Below are 19,327 nucleotides of genomic sequence, written 5' to 3'. Positions count from 1 at the left end.
GTAAGCAGATCGCATCGTCGCCGTCGGTCAAGCCACGACGCGTGCAACCACCCATGAATCATGACAGGGAGCTGTGCCGCCAGACGGGGCCTGCGATCACCAACCCATGACTCCGGACCCCCCGCACGAACTTGCCAGTACCCTCCTCGGTTGGTGCTGGTGCCGACAATCGCGCCCACCTCGGGCATGCCGATCATCGCCCTGGCATGCTCGTCAAAGCGGCGATCCAATCGCGCTGCCACTCACCGACCACCCGCGGCAGTCCCGCCAAGAGGCCCCTCCCGACCGGCCGTGCCAAATCGTCACTCGCAGTTTCGCAGCTGATCCAGTCCGCGCAGGACGAGGTCGAGACCGAAAGAGAACTCGTCCTCCAGCCGCACCGGCAAGGAGTCGGCGACCGCTGCGGTCGCAGGGTAGACATGTGGGTCCACCTCACGGAAGGCGGCAGCCACCCGCGCGTCGTCGCGATCTGTGCCGTCATACCCCTTGAGCTGGATTGCGAAGCCCAGGACGTAGTGAGCCAGGGTCGCGTAGGCGCGTGCCGCCGTCCGCGGAGGAAAACCATTGTCGAGCAGTACCGCGATGCAGCGTTCGCGCAGCGCCATGGCGTTGGGGCCCATCGGATCCTGCTCCGCGAGCAGCGGGGTCGCGTTCCGGTGCCGACGCAGGGTGTCAAACATCCCGTTTGCAATCGTCCGGCAGGCCTGCTGCCAGCCCATTGCGGCGAATTCGTCCACCGAGAGCTCGACGGCGCCGAACATGCGGTCCACGACGTGGGCAACGAGCGCTGCACGGTTGTCGAAGTGCCGGTAGAGGGTCGCCGTACCAGATCCCAAACGCTGAGCCAGGGTCCGCATGGACAGCGCCTCGGCCCCGTCCTGGTCCACGATCTCCACCGCCGCGGCGATGATCCGCTCCAACGGGACGGGCGGTCGCCCCGGCGAGCGCCGAGGCGAGGCCCCACCCGCCTGCATATCCCTGCGCTGCGCTGTCACACGGAAAGTATGACCTAATCGAGGTGCCGACCATGACGACAAGGTCGTCCCTCACACAACGTCTCGTCAGCATCGGGAGCTCTGCCGCGCTCACGCGGAGACCCCTTTAAGTTGCATATTGTGCAAAACTTGCACATTGAGTAATCTTGCACGGAGTGCAATCATGTTTATATGACTCAGAAGACAGGAGGCCTGCGTGAGCGCAGGCGCCGTGAGACGCGGCAAGAGATCCGGGCCGCCGCACTGCGACTGGCCGGAGAACATGGTTACGACAAGATCACCATCGAGATGATCACGGCCGAAGCCGACGTCTCCCATCGGACCTTCTTCAACTACTTCCCGAACAAAGAGGCAGCCGTCCTCCCCCCGCCGCCACAACTGGCGGACGAGGAGGTCGAGGCATTCACCTCCGCCGGACCCGCGCATCCCCGCAAGATCCTGGCAGACCTGACCGAGCTGCTCCTACGGGGCGCGGCTGAGCGTCCACCGCAGCGAGACGAGTTCGCTGCCACCTTCTTGTTGACCCGCGAGCACCCGTCCGTGCTGGCCGCCGTGCTGGCCAGTTTCGCGGAGTTCGAGCAGTTCCTGGCCGGCGTCGTGGCAGCCCGCACAGGAGAGCGGCCGGAGGAAGACGCGCCGCGCCTGATCGCCGCTCTGGCGATGACCGTCCTCAGGACCAGCATCGAGGGCTGGGTGGCCGAGGGCCTGCAGGACAAGGACGACAACACGCTGCCGCACGTGGAGCGCGTGATGACCCTGGTCCACGCCCTCCTCGGCCCCTGACCCCGGCATGGCCCCTCGTCGGGTCGCGCCGCCTAGGCCGCCACCGCGACCTCACCTCTCTGGAGTGACTCGATGACCGACCCCTCTCCTGCAGAGCAGACAGAGCAGCCCGGCTCCTCCACGCTGCCCCAGCGATTCGGCCAGCTTCAGCCCGGCTGCGGCCGGCCACGTGTCGCTTGCGAAAACTCGCGCGCCCGTCCCGCAGGTAGACGCCGCGCACCATGCCGTCACCATCCAACCAGTGGTGGCGGTCTGGCTCGATCGGACGGCAATGCCGATACGAGTTCCTGCTGCGCCCCGGAGAGGGCACACCCGGTGTTCCCCCGCCCTTCGAGCTGGTGCGCGAACTGCTGCGCCCGTACCGAGCGATCACTCCGGACCAGGTCGAGCGCGCTGTGGCGTACGCATCCCATGCTCTGCCGGCCGACCGGTTGCGCGACGGACGCTGCTTCCTCCTGGGCGACGCCGCACACATGATGCCGCCTTTCGCCGGCCAGGGCCTCAACTCCGGTGTCCGGGACGCGGCCAACCTCTGCTGGAAGATCGCCGAAGTCGTAGCGGGCGAGCCGGAGAAGCGCTGCTCGACACGTACGACGTCGAGCGTCGCCCGCACGCCCAAGCTGTGATCAACCCTTCTGTCCGGCTTGGCCGCATCGTGATGACCACCAGCCGTGGCCGGGCGCGGCTGCGGGACCCGCTGGTGCGCACCGCCATGCGAACGTCGCCCGGGCGCCGCTACCTCACCGAGATGCGCTACCGCCCGAACACCCGCGTACGGTCGGGCGCGATCGTGTCTCTTGACGCCAAGGCCAAGTCGCCAGTGAGTACGGTGCTTCCGCAGCCGCGCGTCCTCTACGGCCCACAGCACCGGGGCACCCCGTTCGACGACGTACTCGGCCGCGGCTGGAGCCTGCTCGGCGTACGGGTCGCCGAAGCCGACTGGGACGCCGCGGAACGCGCCAACCTCCCCGCAGGCACGCGGGTCGACGTGGTCCTCGACGACCGCTCCGCCCGCGACCATCCGGGGCGCGTCGTGTCGCCGACGCCGACGGCCGGCTCCAGGCCCTCTTCGAGAGGCACACCGGGCGCTTCGTGCTCGTTCGCCCGGACCGGCTGATTGCGGCTGTGTTCGAGCCCGGCCAGATCGACCTGGTTTCCCAAGGCCTCCAACGGTTCGCACCCGGCTCAAGCCATGGTGTCTCCGTTCCGGACGCGGAAAGCCCGGCAGAGAGCAACCTGCAGGACGGCAGACCGTCGGCCGCCCGGACCACGCACTCCCTCACCCACGACGCTGCCAAGATTCAAGGGGGACCCCGATGAGGCTCAGCACCATCCGCCTACAGGACAGCCGCGGCACGGCCGCCGCGCGCCAGGAAGGAGACGAACTCGTTCTGTTGCCCTACTCCGACGTCGGGAAGCTGCTGTCGAGCGGCGACGACTGGCCGGAGCGCGCAGCCGCTGAAGGGGGTCATCGCTTCCCGGTCGGGACGGCTTCCCTCGCCCCCGTCGTCCCCCACCCCAACTAGATCGTGTGCCTGGGCCTCAACTACGCCACGCACATCAAGGAGATGGGCCGTCCGACCCCGGCCCACCCGACCCTGTTCGCCAAGTACGACGGCTCGCTCGTCGGCGCGTACGACGACGTCCACATGCCGCCGGTGAGCGATGACCTGGACTGGAAGGCGGAGCTGGGGGTGGTGATCGGGCGCCGCGCACGTCATGTGTCCAAGGACCGAGCGCTGGCGCACGTCGCCGGGTACACCGTCGTCAACGACGTCACCGTCCGGGACTGGCAGCACCGCACCCGCGAGTTCCTGTCCGGCAAGACCTTCGAGGCCACCACTCCGGTGGGACCCTCGCTCGTCACACCGGACGAACTGCCACCCGGCGCCTCCGGCCTGACGATCAGTTGCAGCGTGGACGGTCACACCATGCAGAAGTCCAACACCGTGGACCTGCTCTTCGATGTCGCGTCGATCATCGCCTATGTCAGCACCATCATCACACTCCTGCCCGGCGACCTGATCGCCACGGGTACCCCAGGAGGTGTCGGTGCCGGCCGTGATCCGAAGGTCTTCCTCCGCCCAGGGCAGGAACTCGTCACGACCATTGAAGGGGCTGGTGAGATTCGCAATACGATCGTCAAGGACCAGTTGTGACTCCTGGCATCTCTTACGGCCACCCAACGCGCTAAGGTGTCTCACATGTCAGGATCCGCGTCCCCCAGCTATCGCGAGCGCAATTCCACGGCCGACCGGGCCCTGGACATCCTTCTCATGTTCACGGACACACAGCTCGTCGTTTCCGGTAGTGCGGTCGCCGAGCGGCTGGGCGTGGCGCGCTCGACCGCCTACCGGTATCTACAGAGCCTCGTGAGCAGCCGCTTCCTCGAAGAAGCGCCCGGAGGAGGATTCCGTCTCGGACTGCGCGTCATGGAGATCGCCCGACTGGCACGACGCAGCTACGGCCTGTCCGAGGTAGCTCTCCCGGTGATGACGGAGCTCGCCGAGGACGTGCACGAGACGGTTCTGCTCACCAGGCGAACCGGAGAGCTCGTCGTGTGCGTCGACATGGCCCAGACCGGCACGCGTGCCGTGCGCATCTCCTACGAGCGGGGCAGCACCCTCCCCCTCAACGCCGGCGCGTCGGCGTTGGTGCTGCTGGCCTGGCTTCCCCAGGAGGAAGCCAGGCGGCTTCTGGAATCCGCAAGCCTGCACCGTTTCACGCCTGCCACTCTTACGGATGTCGACATCCTCATGAAGCGACTGGACCACATCCGGCGCGCCGGCTACTCGGTCACCCGGGGCGAGCTCGACCCCGACGTGATGGGCATCGCCGCTCCCGTCCGTGACGAGCGGCAACAGGTCGTGGCAGCGGTGAGTGTCGCGGCCCTGGCCTCCCGGGTGTTCCCCGAGGCCGAGGCGGAGTTCGCCCGGAAGGTTCAAGAGACAGCGCAGAAGATCAGCGAGCGGCTGATCGCCGTCGGGGGCTGACACCGACGGTTGAGGTGAACGGCAGGCGGGTGACCGCGGCAGTCGGGGGGATCGCCGACTCTGCCCGGCGTGACGGGTTCCCCGCCATTCCTGACGCACGCCGGTGTGTCACTCGCGTCGGACACCAGGACCGTGGTCAGCATGACCGGGTCGGCGGCTGCCTCCGCGGCGGCCGTCCACTCCTGACCCAGCAGCATCCACCCGTCAGGCTTCGACACGATCATGCCCAAGATCCTCGCCGGCGCCAGCACCGACCGTCTCATGCACCATGCTCGCCTCGATCGAGACGACCAGCGGCGACGGGGTATCTCGATGGCCGTTGACATACGCCAAGACCGCCGAGTCCAACCAGGCCACCATCACCCTCGCACCGCTTCTGATATGGGCGTGACACATAGACGACAGCCCCTGGCTAGGAGAGCTTGCGCAGCAGCTCGCTGAGTTCCCTCGGCATGGTGATCATGCAGTCGTGGCCGGTCGTCAGCTCCCAGACCGCGCGGCAGTGCCATTGGGTTGGATCGGGAGGACAGGACGCCGGGTGACGCCCGCCGGCGCGGCGCCGACATTGTGGATGTGCGTACGCGGGATCGCGTTCACGGCCGGGTTGTCCAACCGCACCGGCTGCTGCAGACAGCGCACCGGATGGTCCGAGAGCATCCCGCGCAGCCAGGCGACGTCCGCCGGGTCGGTGACGCCGAACACGCCGAAAGGCGCGGGCTGCTCGGGCATCGGCGGCACGCGCCAGCCGCTCTCTGACTTCTCGGCGAGCTCGATCAGCTGCCGCGTGACAGGTTGGGCGTCGAGCGCAGACTCGCCGTCCTCCGGGACCATCGCGTCGAGGTAGACCAGGTGCGCAATGCGTTCGGGGCTCCGGTTGGCCGCGGAGGAGATCACCAGGCCCGCGTAACTGTGGCCGACGAGCACGACGTCGCTGAGGTCCCCCTCGGCGAGGAGCACGACCACGTCGTCGACGTGCGTATGAACGGCGCGGGCCGCGGCACCCTGCCGCCCGGCGACCCTACGGTGTCGCCATGAAGCCCAGCACTTCCCTGGGCGAAGCCCGGTCTTCTCCGCACCGATGAACCGGTAGACCTCGCTCACCGGTCGTTGTCCTTCGCGAAGAAGGCCGCGACTCTTTCAAGATCCGACCGTCTTCTCCTGCTTGGTGTTCTGCCCGCGCAGCCGCTTCGGATCCCCGCGCTCGTCGGCTCGCCCAACGCGCCCCCGCCCCGGTCGATCCGGTCACGCTCCGACCACCCGCAAGCCCTCCGGACTCATTCCAGATCCTGTGCGACCTCGGTGATCGTCTTGTCGGAGGAGCACGTCAAGGCAATCGGATCCGGCTCGAACTCCTCCGGAGCCGCTGGGAGTACGTCTACGCACCTGGCACTACTTCCTGCCGAACCGCATGTCCCGGCTTCTTCATCCTGCCCCCGTCACGCCGTCGAGTGCTCGCTCACCTGGAGCATGCGCCCCCTCCGCCGGGGCGATGAGCAGGATGTCGGCGGTTCGCCACCTCCTCCACCGACCGCGACCCTGGCTGCGACGACTCGTGTCGGTCGCCGCGCTTCTGGTGGCGGGGAGCTCTGCTCTTGATGCTCGCACGGCTCGGTGTCGCTGATTCGGAGCCGGCCTCTTCCCTACGGCGGCGCACACTCTCCGGTCCGCCGGCCGCGGCTCCGGCACGAAGGAAGCCGGTGAGGGCACGCCGTTCCCACGGAACCCTCACCGGCTGGTCTGCTTCGACGCCGTCGTGTCAGACGCGGGCCAGCGCCCGCTCCTCGTCCGGATCCGTGCCGCTGTCGTTGCCCTGTGTGTGCAGACCCGCGCCCTCGACGTCCAGGTTGGGCAGGACACGGTCCAGCCACTTCGGGAGCCACCAGGCCTTCTTGCCCAGCAGGGCCAGGACCGCCGGGACGATCGCCATCCGGACGATGAACGCGTCGAAGAAGACCGCGGCGGCCAGACCGAAGCCCATCATCTTGATCATGGACTCACTGGAAGCGATGAAGCCGGCGAAGACCGACATCATGATGATGGCCGCGGCCGTGACCACCCTCGCGTTATGCGTGAAACCGGTCACCACAGCCTGCTTGGGCCGCTCGCCATGGACGAATGCCTCACGCATCCGGGTCACGAGGAACACCTCGTAGTCCATCGCCAGACCGAAGACCACACCGATCGTGAAGATCGGCACCAACGACATGATCGGGCTCGTCTCCTCGACACCGACCAGACCTCCCAGCCAGCCCCACTGGAAGACCGCAACCAGGGCCCCCAGAGCAGCCAGCACCGACAGCAAGAACCCCAGAGCAGCCTTCAGCGGAACCAGGACCGAACGGAAAACCACCATCAGGAGCAGGAAGGCCAGGCCTATCACCAGGGCCAGATAGGGGACCAGCGCGTCGGACAACTTCTGCGAGAAGTCGATGTTCATCGCAGTCGTGCCGGTGACCAGCACCCGCGCGTCCGTGTCGGCCTTGATGCCATCGGCCTTGCCACGGATGGAGTGCACCAGGTCCTCGGTCCGCGTCGAACCCGGCTTGGAGTCCGGTATGACCGTGATCGTCGCCGTGTCACCGGCCTTGTTGAACGACGCCGGAGTGACCATCGCGACGTCCTTCAGACCCTTGACCTCACCAGTCACCGTGGTCGCAGCCGCCTGCGGATCACCGCTGTGCTTCGTGTCGACGACGACCATCAGCGGACCGTTGAAACCGGCACCGAAACCTTCCGACAGCATGTCGTAGGCCTGCCGCTGCGTCGTGGACTTCGGCTTCGTACTGTCATCGCCCAGGCCGAGTTGCAGCTGGGTCGCTGGAAGAGCCACCACAGCCAGAGCAGCCACGCCCAGCGCCAGGACACCGGCCGGACGCCGGACGACGAAACTCGCCCAGCGGGCCCCCGTGTTCGGCTTGTCCTCGGCGTGCACGGCCGCCTTCCCGTCACCGGACCGCTTCTTGCTCTTCTTGCCCGCCGGCCGGATCTTCCCGCCCGCGTAACCGATCAACGCCGGAATCATCGTGAGGGCGATCAGCACCGCGATCGCAACCGTGCACGCCGCCGCGAGACCCATCTTCGTCAACACCGGGACGCCGACGACCGACAGACCGACGAGCGCGATCACCACCGTCAGCCCAGCGAAGATCACCGCCGAACCCGCCGTCCCCGTGGACCGCCCGACCGCCTCCTCACGCTCACGGCCCTCGGCCAGCTCGGCCCGATAGCGGGAGAGAATGAACAGCGCGTAATCGATACCGACGGCAAGCCCGATCATCATCGCCAGAATGGAAGTGGTGGAGCCGAGGTCGAGTGCCTTGGCGACGGTCGTGATGCCCGCGACGCCGATACCCACCCCGATGAGCGCGGTCAGCAACGGCAGCCCCGCCGCGACGAGCGAGCCCAGGGTGACGACCAGGACCACTGCAGCGACAGCCACACCAATGACCTCGCCGGCACCCATCCCGGGCGACTCGTCGAGCACGTCGCCACCGATCTCCACGGTCAGGCCGGAGCGCCGGGCCTCCTCCACCGTCTTCTTGATGAAGTCCTTCGTCGAGTCCTTCAGCTCCTTGGCCGGTGCCGTGTACTTCACCTGTACATACGCGATCCTCCCGTCCCTGCTCACCGCGTTGTGCTGCGTGAACGGGTCCGCGACGGAACTGACCTCGGCACCACCGCCGAGCTCCTTGACCGTCTTCTCGACAACCGCCTTGTTGTCGGAATCCGTCATCTTCTCACCCGAAGGCGCCTCGAAAACGACGTTCGCGCTTCCCCCGTCCGCGCTCGATCCGGGCGAGCGCTGCTCCAGCAGGTCGTAGGCCTTCTGAGCCTCGGTGCCCGGGATCGAGAAGGACGACGATCCCGCCGAGGGCGCATTGACAGCAGCGACACAAATGGCGGCCAACAACGCCGCCCAGAACAGGGCAATGAAATGCCGTCGCCGGAAGGCGAATCGGCCCAGTTTGTAAAGGAAGGTTGCCACGGGACGTACTCCCGATCAGGTCGAGGATGAGCAAGGCAGGATGGACCAGCCCGTACAAGGGCAGGACAGATCGGCCCACGGGGAGGCGGGGTCGATCGGCGCTCCGTACAAGAAACTGGTCCGCCCGACGACGTGAGCAGTCGCGTCAGGTGGTGCTCAGCTGCCGGTCAGGCAGCGACTGTGCTGTCTTTCACCGTGTTGGCACGCCGAGGGCGGGGAGGACCACGGCGTCGATGTACGAAAGGAGGAACTCCCGCGTCGGTGGCAACTCGTCGAGCAGCATCCGGGTGACGCAAGAACCGACCATCATGTGCAGCACGTACTCGATCGCCGGGTTGTCCGCACGGACCTCTCCGCGGTCGATGGCACGCTGCACCACCTGGCGGAAGTCCGCCGTCTCCGGATCGACTAGGAACTCCCGGAACGCCCGGAGGAGTTCGGGATTCGTGTGCACCACCATGAACAGGCCCCGCATCAGCGCGGAGTGCTGTTCCATTGCGGAGTCGTCCTCGCGCTGGGCGAGCGCGTGGAGATCACCCCGCAACGAGCCAGTGTCGACGTCGGCGATGCCGCCCGGCCTGCTGAACCGCATCGCCTTCGCCACCAGTTCGGCCTTGCCGCCCCACTGACGGTAGAGGGTGGCCTTGCTGGAGCGGGTGAGGGCGGCGACGGCGTCCATGGTCAGGGCCTCGTAACCGACTTGCCGGAGCCGGTCGAGCACGGCCCTGTACAGATCCGCCTCACGCTCGGGCGTGAGTCGACTGCTTCGCGCCGTTGCGGTCTCAGTCATCCCACACTCCCCTCACCTCTCACGAGAAACCGGTCCGGACAGCCCGACAGCGGGGAGCCCAGACCACGGATCCAAACGAAACCGTTTCGTACACCGCGACGGTACCCCCAACATTGCAGTCGATGCAACCTTGCACATGATGCAACCAAGGAGGCCGCGAGTCTGCGTCGGTTCGCTGGGATATCCGCCCCAGGCTCGCCAGGCCGATACGGGGTCACGAACCGCTCCCCCGGCGAGTACGGTCCGCTGACGCCGGAGGGCCCCGCGTTCCTTTCCGAGTTCTCGTTCCTGCCGTTGCTCGAACGGACGGCACGAGACCTGCCCAGCGTCGAGATCCGGTTCGCCACCCGCCTCGAGACGTTCGAGCAGGACTCCGAGGGAGTCTCTGCTGTGGTGCGTGACCTGGGAAGCGGCGCTGCCGAGACATTGGCCGACGCGTATCTCGTGGCGTGTGACGGGGGCCGTAGTGGTGTCCGGCGGGCACTGGACATCGGGTTCGAGGCATGTTCGCGCAGGGCCAGAACTTCGCGGTGCATTTTCGTTCCCCGCAACTACTGGGTCTGCTCCGGCAGCGACTGGGTGGCCCGGCGGCGCAGATACAGACCCTGTCGTCGGAGCGCAGGCCATACATCACTGTGGTCAACGGGGTGGACGAGTGGCGGCTCTCGGTCTACCTGGAGGAAGAGCCGGAGCCCGGGGACGCGGTCGCCTGGGTGCACGAAGCCGTCGGTGCGCCGATCGACGTGGAGATCCTCGCCGCGCAGCCTTGGAGCGGACACTGCGTCGTGGCTCGCAGCTACCGGTCAGGACGGGTGTTCCTCGCGGGCGATTCCGCGCACCTTCTGTGGCCCAAGGGGGGCTTCGGCGCCAACACCGGAATCGGCGACGCCGTCGATCTCGGCTGGAAGCTCGCCGCAACCCTCCAGGGCTGGGGCGGCCCGGCGCTACTGGACAGCTACGAGCTGGAGCGGCGACCGATCGCCGTTCACAACGTCACGGAAGCGTCGAGCAATTGGAAGGCCGACTCCCGTCTCGTGGCCGACGCCGTGCTCTGCAGCGCAGGCGCAGAGGGCGAACGGGTCCGAAGTGACATGGGCGACCTGATCCGCCGGTCGAGAGGCAAGGAGTTCCGCAGCATCGGCGTTCAGCTCGGATACCGTTACAGCGGTTCCCCGGTCTGCATGCCGGACGGCAGCCCGGAGCCGCCCTATGAGCCGGACGACTATGTCCCGTCGACCTGGCCGGGTGGCCGGGCACCACACTTCTGGTTGCCCGACGGCACCTCCATACTCGACCACTTCGGCCGCGGTTTCGTGCTGGTGGTCTCGGGCTCGGCGGACCCCTCCGCGCTGGTGGAGGCCGCTTACCGCTGTAGCGTCCCCTTTATGGTGCTGCGCCTTACCGATTCAGCCGCGGCGAGAGCATACGAGCGGCCGCTGGTGCTGGTCCGCCCCGATGGACACGTCGGGTGGCGGGGCGAGCAGGCTCCTGCCGACCCGGACGCGGTGCCGGACCGGCTGCGCGGGGCAGAGGGCAGTCGTCACGCGACTGGTCCACGCATGATGCCGCAGGCATCAGGGAGACTCGACACGCACCAGGTCTGAAGTGCCCCGTTCAGTGATCGCGCCTCTCGAGCGATCCGCGCCCGGCCAGAATGGACTCCATCAGGAAACGGATCATCTCGTGCGCCGGTCGGTTCCGGTCGTTGGGCACGTTCGCACCTTCGAATACAGCGGCGGGGATGTCGCGGACCAGCGCGGCATCGGCAACCGCACCACCGTCGAGACCGTGCTCGGCCATGACCTCATCGACCATCCCGACGATCCAGGCCAGGAAGGTGTTGTGGGTGGTGCGAACCGCGTCGGAGTGTGGAAGCCGGTCGTGCATGGCCTGGTGGGGCGGCCTGTACAGGCGCATGTCGGACAGCCCGCGCACCAATCGGCTCAGTGGATCGGCGTGCGCCGGTTCCTCCCCGAGGATCCGGATCTCGCGACTGAGCATCCGGTCCATGACCGCGGCAAAGATGTCGTCCTTCGAGTTGAAGTACCAGTAGATGTTGCCTCTGGCCACGCCGGCAGCAGTGCTGATGTCGGCCATCGTGGATCCCGCTTAGCCCTTGGCAAGAAAAAGCTCTGTAGCCGCGGCCAGCAGATCGCCTTCCCGTTCCTCGCGGGGGATCTGTTGGCGGTTCCGCGGCATCCCGGCCCCTTTCAAGCGTCCAGGCGGTCTCGCCCGGGTGTAGACACCGACAATGCCGCGTCTGCCCCACAAGGGTCCATCACGGCGGCGAAGGAGTGAGCACAAGTGCCGCCACAGGGGGGCGCCAATGGGCGCCCCCCCATACGTCGTTCGTCGGCACTGGATCAGAGATAGACGGACTGCAGTGCAGGTACCCGGCAAGGCCTTCGGGGCCGAGCTCACGGCCCAGGCCGCCGACCCTGACCCCGCCGAATGGTACGGCGGGGTCAGGGCCGGCGGTCCAGACGGCACCGCCCGGCCCGTAGTCGGAGTCGTTGGCGATGTTTGGCGGCGTGGTCGACGTCGTTGTGAGCGCGCTCGGCGACCAGTTCGACGGTGTGGTGGCGGGCCTTGCCGATGTCGGCACCCGCCCAGTGCCGGGCCATGAGGCTCCTCCGGTCGTTCGGCATACTCCGCGCATCCGGCCGACCTGCCGACATGGACCTACTCAGCGATACCCGTGAGCTCGCAGCTCCTCATCAGCGGTCGAGTCGTCATGCGATCCGGGCGGCCGGAGGGCGGACCGGAGCATCAGGGACATCGCGGTCAAGGTCGGGCAGCAGGGACAGCACCATCTCCTCAAGCAGTGAACCACCCCGATGGATCCCGGAAAGCGCCAGCCTCCCATCCACTCCCTACCGGGTAGGCGCCTTGTCGCATTTACCGACAGGGTCAGATCTACCGCCGGATCTCGTGCCGGAACGCGGTTGAAGCGCCCGGGGATCGGTGGAGGTGTCACGCTCTCAGTCGAGGGCGCGATGGCTGACGCCGAGGGCATTGAGACGCTCCAGGTGCGGACGCAGCCGGTCGGTGACGAAGTCCGCGAAGTCGTCGACGCCGTTGCCGTCGTTCCGCCACACCGCCTCGGCGAACGCGCACAGACGCGGGAACAGCATGTACTCCGCGTGCTTGGGCGTCGGAACGTACTCCGTCCACAGCTGGCACTGCGCGCCCAGGACATGCCGCGCCGCTTCGGGCTCGTCGGCGAGCGCTGCGGGCACGGGGCGGTAGTCGTACACCTTGGACAGCGGGACGAAGCCACTGATCGCGAGCGGCTCCCTGTCGTGATCCTCACTCTGGTAGCGGTCGAAGTAGAGGTACTCGCACGGCGCCATCACCACGTCGAGTCCACCGCGTGCCGCCTCGATGCCGGCCTCCTCGCCGCGCCATGACATGACCACGATGTCCTTGGGGAGGTTGGCCGGCCCGCCGCCTTCGAGTACCTCGTCCCAACCGATGAAGCGTCGGCCGTTGTCCGAGAGGAACGTCGCCATCTGGCCGGTGAACCACGCCTGCAGGGCGTCCTCGTCGGTGAGGCCGAGCGATCGCATCCGCGCCTGTGCGGCTGGGCTGGCCCGCCACTCCTCCTTGGGGCATTCATCGCCGCCGCAGTGGATGAGCCGACTCGGGAACAGGCTCATCACCTCGGTGAGAACGTCGCGGCAGAAGTCGAGCGCAAGGTCGTCGACGTTCAGCACCTGCTCACTGATCCCCCATATGGTCCAGACCTGGGGCGGTCTCAGGCCGTTGCCCAGTTCGGGATAGGCCGTGATGGCGGCGAGCATGTGGCCAGGCATGTCGATCTCGGGGATGACAGTGATGAAACGTTCCGCTGCGTACGCCACGATCTCGCGGATGTCGTCCTGGGTGTAGAAACCGCCGTGCGGCGTGCCGTCGAAGGTGTACTCATCCTCCGGCCGGTCGGCATGGCCGACGAGCGTCTCCGGTCGCCAAGCGCCGACTTCGGTGAGGCGTGGGTACTTCTCGATCGCGAGCCGCCAGCCCTGATCCTCCGTGAGGTGAAGGTGGAGGACGTTGAGCTTGTGGAGAGCAAGGAGGTCGATCAGCCGGAGAATGAACTCCTTTGGCATGAAGTGCCGCGCGGCATCGAGCATCATGCCGCGCCAGCCGAGCTGGGGCCCGTCGGTGACGCTGACGGCCGGCACCGTCCAGTCGCGTTCGACGGCCGTCGCCGAGAAGACCTCGGCCGGAAGGAGCTGCCGCAGCGACTGGACGCCGTAAAACACACCTGCCGGGTCGCCGCCGGTGATGGTGATGTGGTCGGACGTGACGGTCAGTTCGTACGCCTCGGCGTCGAGGGCCCTCGGGGCGACGGACAGAGTGATCGCGGCCTGCCCGCCATCGGCATCCGGCAGGGCAAACCCGGTCGCGGGTCGCAGCGCACGGCGGAGAGCGTCGGCTGCGGGGGCCGAAGCGGCGTCGAAGCGGATCGATGTGGTGCCGGTCAGGCGGAAGGCACCGTCATGCTCGTGACGGCCGAGGCGCTGAGGCTTAGGAAGAATCACGCCATGTGAGCCTACTGCTCAAATCTGCGTGACAATAGGCCAATCAGATCACCTTCATGCATCCTGAGGGGAAATGCCAGGCGGTTCGTTCGGATCAGCGGGCGGACCAGAGGAAGATGCCTGCGACAGGGCCGATAGATGGTTGCGGTCGTCTCGTAGCGGGTCGTGTACCTCGCCATTGCTTCAGGGGATTGATGCAGTGTTTGAAGGTGCGCTGCTTGTCCTTGCGCTGTGGTGCTCGGACGGGCCTCCGGCCCATGGCTAAAACGTGTTACCAACCAGTTGGCCGACCGCCTGCCTGACGCCACCCTGTTCGCGGTCACCGCAGATGGCGACCGACTGTGGTCCTGGCTGAACCGCGGCCTCCGGCGACCGGGAGCGGGACCTGGAAACCGGCCGGAGTCCGGTGCGCTGCGCCGAGGAGCAGCACGTGCACCGCAACACGATCGTCTACCGGATGCGCCGCATCGAGGAGCTGCCGCCCCCGCCGATCACCGAAATGCACCTTGAGATCCATACCGCGCGCCACCTCGCGTCCAGTACGGCACCCGAGAGCTCCCCGCCTCCCGGACCGACCGCTGCCGAACGGGCCGCCACCGACGGATGGCCGTCCCGGGCCGCCAAGCCGACCGCCCTGACCCCGACTGCTGACAGGACTACAGGTCCTGTCCGTTCGCAAGCGGCTGGTCCGCAGGGGCGCCGCCCAGCAGCACGGCCGCGGCCTTCCCTGAGGCCGCGATCTGCAGCCTTGTCGGCGCGTGCCTGATCGTCGCACGATCAGGCGAAGGCCCGGCCGTGCGACGATTGCGACGTGACTAGACCTCCGGACATACTCGACGGGCGGGAGCGCAAGAAGCGGGCCACACGCCGGGCGCTGCGTTCCGCCACACTCGACCTCGCCTTGGAACGAGGACTGGACTCGGTCCACATCAACGAGATCACGGCGCGCGCCGGGGTATCCCCGCGCACCTTCTTCAACTACTTCGAGACGAAGGAGGATGCCGCGCTCATCGACGCGCCTGGCATCGAGAAGCAGGATCTGCACACGCTCAGCGCCGCGCCCTCGGGCCAGGGCCTGTGGACCGAGCTCGGCAAGTTGTTCGCCGACGCTGCGGAGCGCACCACCCAGGAGATCACCGAGCTGCCGCGGCTGCTGCAACTGCAGGAGCGCACCCCCGCGCTTGTCGCTCGGCAGCACGGACGCTTCATGCAGTTCGAGGCGGTGCTCGCAGAGGCCGTCGCCGCCCGCCTGGACGACGGACCCTCCGCACGGATGCAGGCAGAGCTGATCGCCGGCGCCGCCATGATCGCCCTCCGCGCCGGCACCCGCCAGTGGATCGCCGACGGGCAGCGGCGTCCGGCAGGCGTGTACGTCGAGGAGGCCTTCGCGCTTCTCGGCGAACTCACCCTGGTCGGCGGCATGCAGCAAGAAGGGGTCCGGCAACCCTGATCTGCCCGGGACCGGTCGTCTCGCGAGGTGACCGGTCCATCCGGCAGCCGTCAGGCCTGAGGTCGTACGGGACTGACATCGGCATCGGTCCGCGCCAAAGTTGACCGGCTTTCGTTTTGCAGTTGATGCAACTTGCATTTGATGCAAATATATAGGTGTGCGGACTTCCGTGAAGCCATCGAGTGGGCATGAGCGCACAGGTGTCACCCGTTGCGCCAGTCGCTGCCGCCGAAGCCCCGGGAACCGGCGAACAGGAGGCCCTGCCCGCCGACGCGAGGGCCCTCGAAAAGCTGGGGCCCGAACTCAGCGAGAGGTTCGCCGCGGTCACGGAGCTCACCACACAAGCCATCGACGCCCGGCAGGAAGGCCAGTCAGATGTGGGGTACCGACAGCATGTTCCTCAACGGCCCGTTCGCGCCCTGGGGCCAGGAGGGCGTGGCGTTCGACCTGGAGATCGAGGGTGGGCTGCCCAACGAGCTGAGCGGTGCTCTGTTCCAGACGAGCGCCGGCCCGTATTGCCGTCCGATCGAGCCAGACCGCCATCACTGGTTGGATGGTGACGGCATGGTGTGCGGCGTCTACCTGTGGGACGGGCGCGCGAGTTTTCGCAAGCGACACGTGGCCGGCCGCAGCCGGGCTGAAGCCGGAGATGGCGGAAGGCCGGGCCCTCTTCGGAGCGTTGATGAACGGCGGCTCCAACCCTCCGGCCATGCCATCAGGCCGCCCGCCCTGCAAGGATGGCGCCAACACCAACGTTGTCCTGTTCGACGGCCGACTGCTGGTCTTCGCCGAGCCGGATGTCCCGCACGAGCTTCGCCCCCACACCCTGGAGACCGTAAGCGAACGGTACGACTTCAAGGGAGCGCTCACCGATTCGGCTACTACGCCACGTCCGGCCGGGGCCCCTGGTACACCTATGTCCTTGCCAAGCACGACTTCCGGGCCGACCGCACCGAAACACAGACCATCCCGGTCTGACCTGCCCCAGCGAAGCAGTGTTCGTGCCCTGCGAGGGGGCCACGAGCGAGGATGACGGCTGGGCCCTGTCCAACCGGTACGACCCCGGCCATCGACCGCGGCGAAGTGATCGTCCAACACGCCCAGGACTTCACTGGCAGACCGATCGCGCGAATCAAGCTCAACCACCGGACGCCGCAGGGCTTCCCCGGGAACTGGGCGTCGGCCGTTGATCTCGACGCCGCAGCGCGTCGGAACTGATCCCTGCCGGAGACGACACCGGGCTGCGGCTGTGACCTGCACGCGCAGTCGCCATGCCGTGGAGGAGACGCAGGGCGGCCCAGCTGGCGGCTGCGCCCCCGTTCTCGCCACGAGGACCCTGTCGACGCCTGGGTCAGACCTCGGCGGGAGTGTGAGCCACAACCGAGTCGACACCGACGTGTCGTCTCATACGCGCTGTTCGGACAACGCCGTCCTGCCGGTGCGGACCCGCAACCGATACCCGAACCCCTGAGGGGCAGGTCCTGCCATGTCATCCACCTCGGTCGGCACAGTCCAGACCAGGCCGTCCGGCCAGAACCCCGCGCAATCCAAGCACCGATGGTGGGCACTGGCCGTGATCAGCCTCGCCCAGCTCATGGTGGTGCTCGATGCCACGATCGTGAACATCGCGCTGCCATCCGCGCAGAAGGCGCTGGAGTTCGACAACAACGGGCGGCAGTGGGTCGTCACCGCGTACTCCCTGGCCTTCGGTAGTCTGCTACTGCTGGGCGGCCGACTCGCCGACCTCTTCGGCCGCAGGACGACCTTCATCATCGGCGTCGCCGGCTTCGCCGCCGCCTCGGCGGTAGGCGGCGCGGCCAACGGCTTGACCATGCTGGTCATCGCCCGCGCGGTGCAGGGGCTGTTCGCCGCACTGCTGGCACCGTCGGCACTCTCCGTGCTCACCACGACGTTCACCGACCCCAAGGAACGCGCCAAGGCGTTCGGCGTTTTCGGTGCCCTCTCCGGCTCAGGCGCCGCCATAGGCCTTGTCCTCGGAGGCATGCTCACCGAGTACCTGAACTGGCGCTGGACGCTGTACGTCAACGACGTCCTCGCTGCTCCGGCGCTGATCGGTGCGATTCTCTTGATCCGCCAGTCCGTCCCGGCCAAGCAGCCCCGGCTGGACATTCCGGGAGTGGTCCTGGTGTCCGGCGGCCTGTTCAGCATCGTCTACGGCTTCGCCAACGCGGAGACACGCGGCTGGGGAGACCGGATGACCTGGGGGTTCCTCACCACAGGTGCCGCCCTGCTCCTGGCGTTCTTCGTCTGGCAGACCCGGGCGAAGAACCCTGTCCTGCCGCTGCGCCTGCTGGCCGACCGCGACCGCGCCGCCTCCCTGGCGGCTCTTCTCATCTCGAATGCGGGGATGTTCGGCGTCTTCCTCTTCCTCACGTACTACTTGCAGTCGACGCTGGGCTACTCGCCGGTGAAGAGCGGCGTGGCCTTCCTGCCTCTGGTGGGCACGCTGATGGTGATGTCGCAGTCGGCAACCCGTTGGCTGGTGCCCAGGCTCGGCCCTAAGATGGTCGTGCCGTTCGGTACGTTGTCGGCCGCGAGCGGCTTGGTCTGGCTGACCCGCCTCGAACTGCACAGCGGCTACGCGGCACACGTGCTGCCGCCGATGCTGCTGTTGGGCGCGGGGCTCGGTCTGGTGACGCCCACGGCGATGAGCTACGCCACCCTGGGCGTGCGCGCGGACGATCAGGGCGTGGCCTCAGCGGCCGTCAGCACCACGCAGCAGGTGGGCGGCGCGATCAGTACCGCGCTGCTCAACACCCTGGCCGCAAGCGCTGTCGCCGACTACGCGAAAGGCCACCTCGCCGACCCGCTGGTCCAGGAGAAGGCGGCGCTGCACAGTTACGCCGTCGTCTACTGGTGGTCTGCCGGCTTTTTCGCCGTCGCCTTGATCGTCACCGTACTGATGTTCCGCCGCAAGAGGCGCGCAAGCGCGCCTACAGAGGATTCCCAGGCCACGGCCACACCCGAGGCGGATACAGTCGGACAGACCAACCCCGTGGCCACCCTCTCGTCCGCCGGAGCCGAAGACTCGGGCTGGGCGGATGCAGCCGCCGTCCGCGGACGGATACGGGACTGAGCGGGTGCGCCTGTGCCACACGCGGCGATCACCCTTCTGCACACGGCCGACCGCCGGGTGGCCCACTCCACCTCCCGCGAGGACGGCTCCTGCACCGTGGACACCGGCGCGCGGCGGCTTGGTCGTCATCGGCTCGGCGCCCGGCCGCCAGCCACACGTCTCCACCCTGGCCCTCAGCGGCGCGCCGGTCTCGCACAACCGCGTGATCGACCCAGCATGGGGGTGCTGACCAGTACTGTGCGCGGCGGCGACGGCGAAGCTCTCTCCGGCGTCCTGGTGGTGGCCACCGACCCGCACGGAGAGGTGCCGGCCTCCATCACCAGCGGCAACGACGGTGGACTCTCCGGCCAGCAGTGCGTCGACATAGTGCTACGCCACAAAGAGCCCAGGCAATTCCATCCGGCCATCTGTCCCGACAAGGGGTCTTTGCTACCGGATCCGGCTGCGGCTCCCCACGACCGCCTTCGTGGCCCCGCAACAGGGCTACCGGCCCTGGGAGTCGGCGCGGATTGCGTGTGCTGCCATCGTTGCGTGGGAGATGAAGATTCATGAGGCCTCTGGCGTGCAGTTCTTTGCGGCCATTGCCTCCGAAGGAGTCGACTGACCAGGAGCGGGAGTACTCGATCCGCTGGTACCCCGGGCGCGACGGGGCGACCTCACCTGGAGGATCGGCAGGTCGTCCGTGCCGTG

At 67.5% G+C, this 19,327-nt stretch carries 18 protein-coding genes and 4 pseudogenes; 14 read left to right on the top strand and 8 right to left on the bottom strand.

Annotated features, from left to right (window positions below):
• Positions 1-302: 302 nt before the first annotated feature.
• Positions 303-974 carry a TetR/AcrR family transcriptional regulator C-terminal domain-containing protein gene (locus ACFY6U_RS51370; protein WP_390050011.1) on the bottom strand — a complete coding sequence of 224 codons (672 nt, stop codon included), beginning with the start codon at positions 972-974 and terminating at the stop codon, positions 303-305.
• Positions 975-1,166: 192 nt separating this feature from the next.
• Between ACFY6U_RS51370 and ACFY6U_RS51365 the strand changes: the two genes are divergently transcribed.
• Complete coding sequence (locus ACFY6U_RS51365; protein WP_390049961.1) at positions 1,167-1,778, top strand: TetR/AcrR family transcriptional regulator; 612 nt, start codon at positions 1,167-1,169, stop codon at positions 1,776-1,778.
• Here the strand turns inward: ACFY6U_RS51365 and ACFY6U_RS51360 are convergent.
• Positions 1,666-2,001, bottom strand: coding sequence for a hypothetical protein (locus ACFY6U_RS51360; protein ID WP_390049959.1), 336 nt, complete (start codon positions 1,999-2,001; stop codon positions 1,666-1,668). The two genes, ACFY6U_RS51365 and ACFY6U_RS51360, sit on opposite strands and share 113 nt — an antisense overlap.
• On the opposite strand from ACFY6U_RS51360, the pseudogene ACFY6U_RS51355 reads away from it, so the two are divergent.
• From ACFY6U_RS51355 to ACFY6U_RS51330, 6 genes and pseudogenes are all read left to right on the top strand, one after another.
• Positions 2,000-2,329, top strand: a pseudogene (locus ACFY6U_RS51355) (FAD-dependent monooxygenase); the annotation flags it as partial. The gene ACFY6U_RS51360 and the pseudogene ACFY6U_RS51355 sit on opposite strands and share 2 nt — an antisense overlap.
• Positions 2,330-2,436: 107 nt before the next feature.
• A complete protein-coding gene (locus ACFY6U_RS51350; protein ID WP_390049958.1) occupies positions 2,437-2,895 on the top strand; it encodes a hypothetical protein in 459 nt (152 codons plus the stop codon).
• Between the two features lie 199 nt (positions 2,896-3,094).
• Complete coding sequence (locus tag ACFY6U_RS51345) at positions 3,095-3,304, top strand: hypothetical protein (protein WP_390049957.1); 210 nt, start codon at positions 3,095-3,097, stop codon at positions 3,302-3,304.
• A 3-nt stretch (positions 3,305-3,307) separates the two neighbouring features.
• Positions 3,308-3,937: a fumarylacetoacetate hydrolase family protein gene (locus tag ACFY6U_RS51340; RefSeq protein ID WP_390049956.1), complete on the top strand. Its 630-nt coding sequence runs from the start codon at positions 3,308-3,310 to the stop codon at positions 3,935-3,937.
• Positions 3,938-3,982: 45 nt separating this feature from the next.
• Positions 3,983-4,771 (top strand): IclR family transcriptional regulator, encoded by a 789-nt coding sequence (locus tag ACFY6U_RS51335; RefSeq protein WP_390049954.1) that lies wholly within the window; start codon positions 3,983-3,985, stop codon positions 4,769-4,771.
• A 268-nt stretch (positions 4,772-5,039) separates the two neighbouring features.
• Positions 5,040-5,162: a hypothetical protein gene (locus ACFY6U_RS51330; RefSeq protein WP_390049952.1), complete on the top strand. Its 123-nt coding sequence runs from the start codon at positions 5,040-5,042 to the stop codon at positions 5,160-5,162.
• A gap of 21 nt (positions 5,163-5,183) precedes the next feature.
• Here ACFY6U_RS51330 and ACFY6U_RS51325 read toward each other — a convergent pair.
• The 3 genes and pseudogenes from ACFY6U_RS51325 to ACFY6U_RS51315 form a co-directional block, all read right to left on the bottom strand.
• Positions 5,184-5,851, bottom strand: a pseudogene (locus tag ACFY6U_RS51325) (alpha/beta fold hydrolase).
• A gap of 676 nt (positions 5,852-6,527) precedes the next feature.
• A complete protein-coding gene (locus tag ACFY6U_RS51320; protein WP_390049950.1) occupies positions 6,528-8,756 on the bottom strand; it encodes an MMPL family transporter in 2,229 nt (742 codons plus the stop codon).
• Between the two features lie 190 nt (positions 8,757-8,946).
• Complete coding sequence (locus ACFY6U_RS51315) at positions 8,947-9,546, bottom strand: TetR/AcrR family transcriptional regulator (protein ID WP_390049948.1); 600 nt, start codon at positions 9,544-9,546, stop codon at positions 8,947-8,949.
• Between ACFY6U_RS51315 and ACFY6U_RS51310 the strand changes: the two are divergent.
• Both ACFY6U_RS51310 and ACFY6U_RS51305 read left to right on the top strand, forming a co-directional pair.
• Positions 9,457-9,999 (top strand): annotated as a pseudogene (locus ACFY6U_RS51310) (FAD-dependent monooxygenase); the annotation flags it as partial. The gene ACFY6U_RS51315 and the pseudogene ACFY6U_RS51310 sit on opposite strands and share 90 nt — an antisense overlap.
• Before the next feature lie 50 nt (positions 10,000-10,049).
• Entirely contained in the window at positions 10,050-11,150 is a 1,101-nt protein-coding gene (locus ACFY6U_RS51305) for an FAD-dependent monooxygenase (RefSeq protein ID WP_390049946.1), read from the top strand.
• Positions 11,151-11,160: 10 nt separating this feature from the next.
• Here ACFY6U_RS51305 and ACFY6U_RS51300 read toward each other — a convergent pair whose 3' ends face one another.
• The 3 genes from ACFY6U_RS51300 to ACFY6U_RS51290 all read right to left on the bottom strand — a co-directional run bounded on the left by ACFY6U_RS51300 (position 11,161) and on the right by ACFY6U_RS51290 (position 14,090).
• A complete protein-coding gene (locus tag ACFY6U_RS51300) occupies positions 11,161-11,643 on the bottom strand; it encodes a TetR/AcrR family transcriptional regulator (protein WP_390049944.1) in 483 nt (160 codons plus the stop codon).
• A gap of 368 nt (positions 11,644-12,011) precedes the next feature.
• Positions 12,012-12,170 (bottom strand): hypothetical protein, encoded by a 159-nt coding sequence (locus tag ACFY6U_RS51295; RefSeq protein ID WP_390049942.1) that lies wholly within the window; start codon positions 12,168-12,170, stop codon positions 12,012-12,014.
• Positions 12,171-12,527: 357 nt separating this feature from the next.
• A complete protein-coding gene (locus ACFY6U_RS51290; protein WP_390049940.1) occupies positions 12,528-14,090 on the bottom strand; it encodes a beta-N-acetylhexosaminidase in 1,563 nt (520 codons plus the stop codon).
• Between the two features lie 385 nt (positions 14,091-14,475).
• Here ACFY6U_RS51290 and ACFY6U_RS51285 point away from each other — a divergent pair, with 385 nt between their 5' ends.
• The 5 genes and pseudogenes from ACFY6U_RS51285 to ACFY6U_RS51265 all read left to right on the top strand — a co-directional run bounded on the left by ACFY6U_RS51285 (position 14,476) and on the right by ACFY6U_RS51265 (position 18,637).
• Positions 14,476-14,856 (top strand): helix-turn-helix domain-containing protein, encoded by a 381-nt coding sequence (locus ACFY6U_RS51285; RefSeq protein WP_390050009.1) that lies wholly within the window; start codon positions 14,476-14,478, stop codon positions 14,854-14,856.
• Between the two features lie 45 nt (positions 14,857-14,901).
• Positions 14,902-15,540, top strand: coding sequence for a TetR/AcrR family transcriptional regulator (locus ACFY6U_RS51280; RefSeq protein WP_390049939.1), 639 nt, complete (start codon positions 14,902-14,904; stop codon positions 15,538-15,540).
• A 375-nt stretch (positions 15,541-15,915) separates the two neighbouring features.
• Positions 15,916-16,161, top strand: a pseudogene (locus ACFY6U_RS51275) (carotenoid oxygenase family protein); the annotation flags it as partial.
• Positions 16,094-16,573 (top strand): carotenoid oxygenase family protein, encoded by a 480-nt coding sequence (locus ACFY6U_RS51270; protein ID WP_390050007.1) that lies wholly within the window; start codon positions 16,094-16,096, stop codon positions 16,571-16,573. The pseudogene ACFY6U_RS51275 and the gene ACFY6U_RS51270, both read left to right, overlap by 68 nt.
• Positions 16,574-17,026: 453 nt before the next feature.
• Positions 17,027-18,637 (top strand): MFS transporter, encoded by a 1,611-nt coding sequence (locus tag ACFY6U_RS51265; protein ID WP_390049937.1) that lies wholly within the window; start codon positions 17,027-17,029, stop codon positions 18,635-18,637.
• Positions 18,638-19,327: the final 690 nt, after the last annotated feature.

It is taken from the genome of Streptomyces sp. NPDC013157 (assembly GCF_042899865.1).
Classification (GTDB): domain Bacteria; phylum Actinomycetota; class Actinomycetes; order Streptomycetales; family Streptomycetaceae; genus Streptomyces.
Note: the sequence above shows the minus strand (reverse complement) of the source record. Positions and strands in the feature narration are given on the sequence as shown.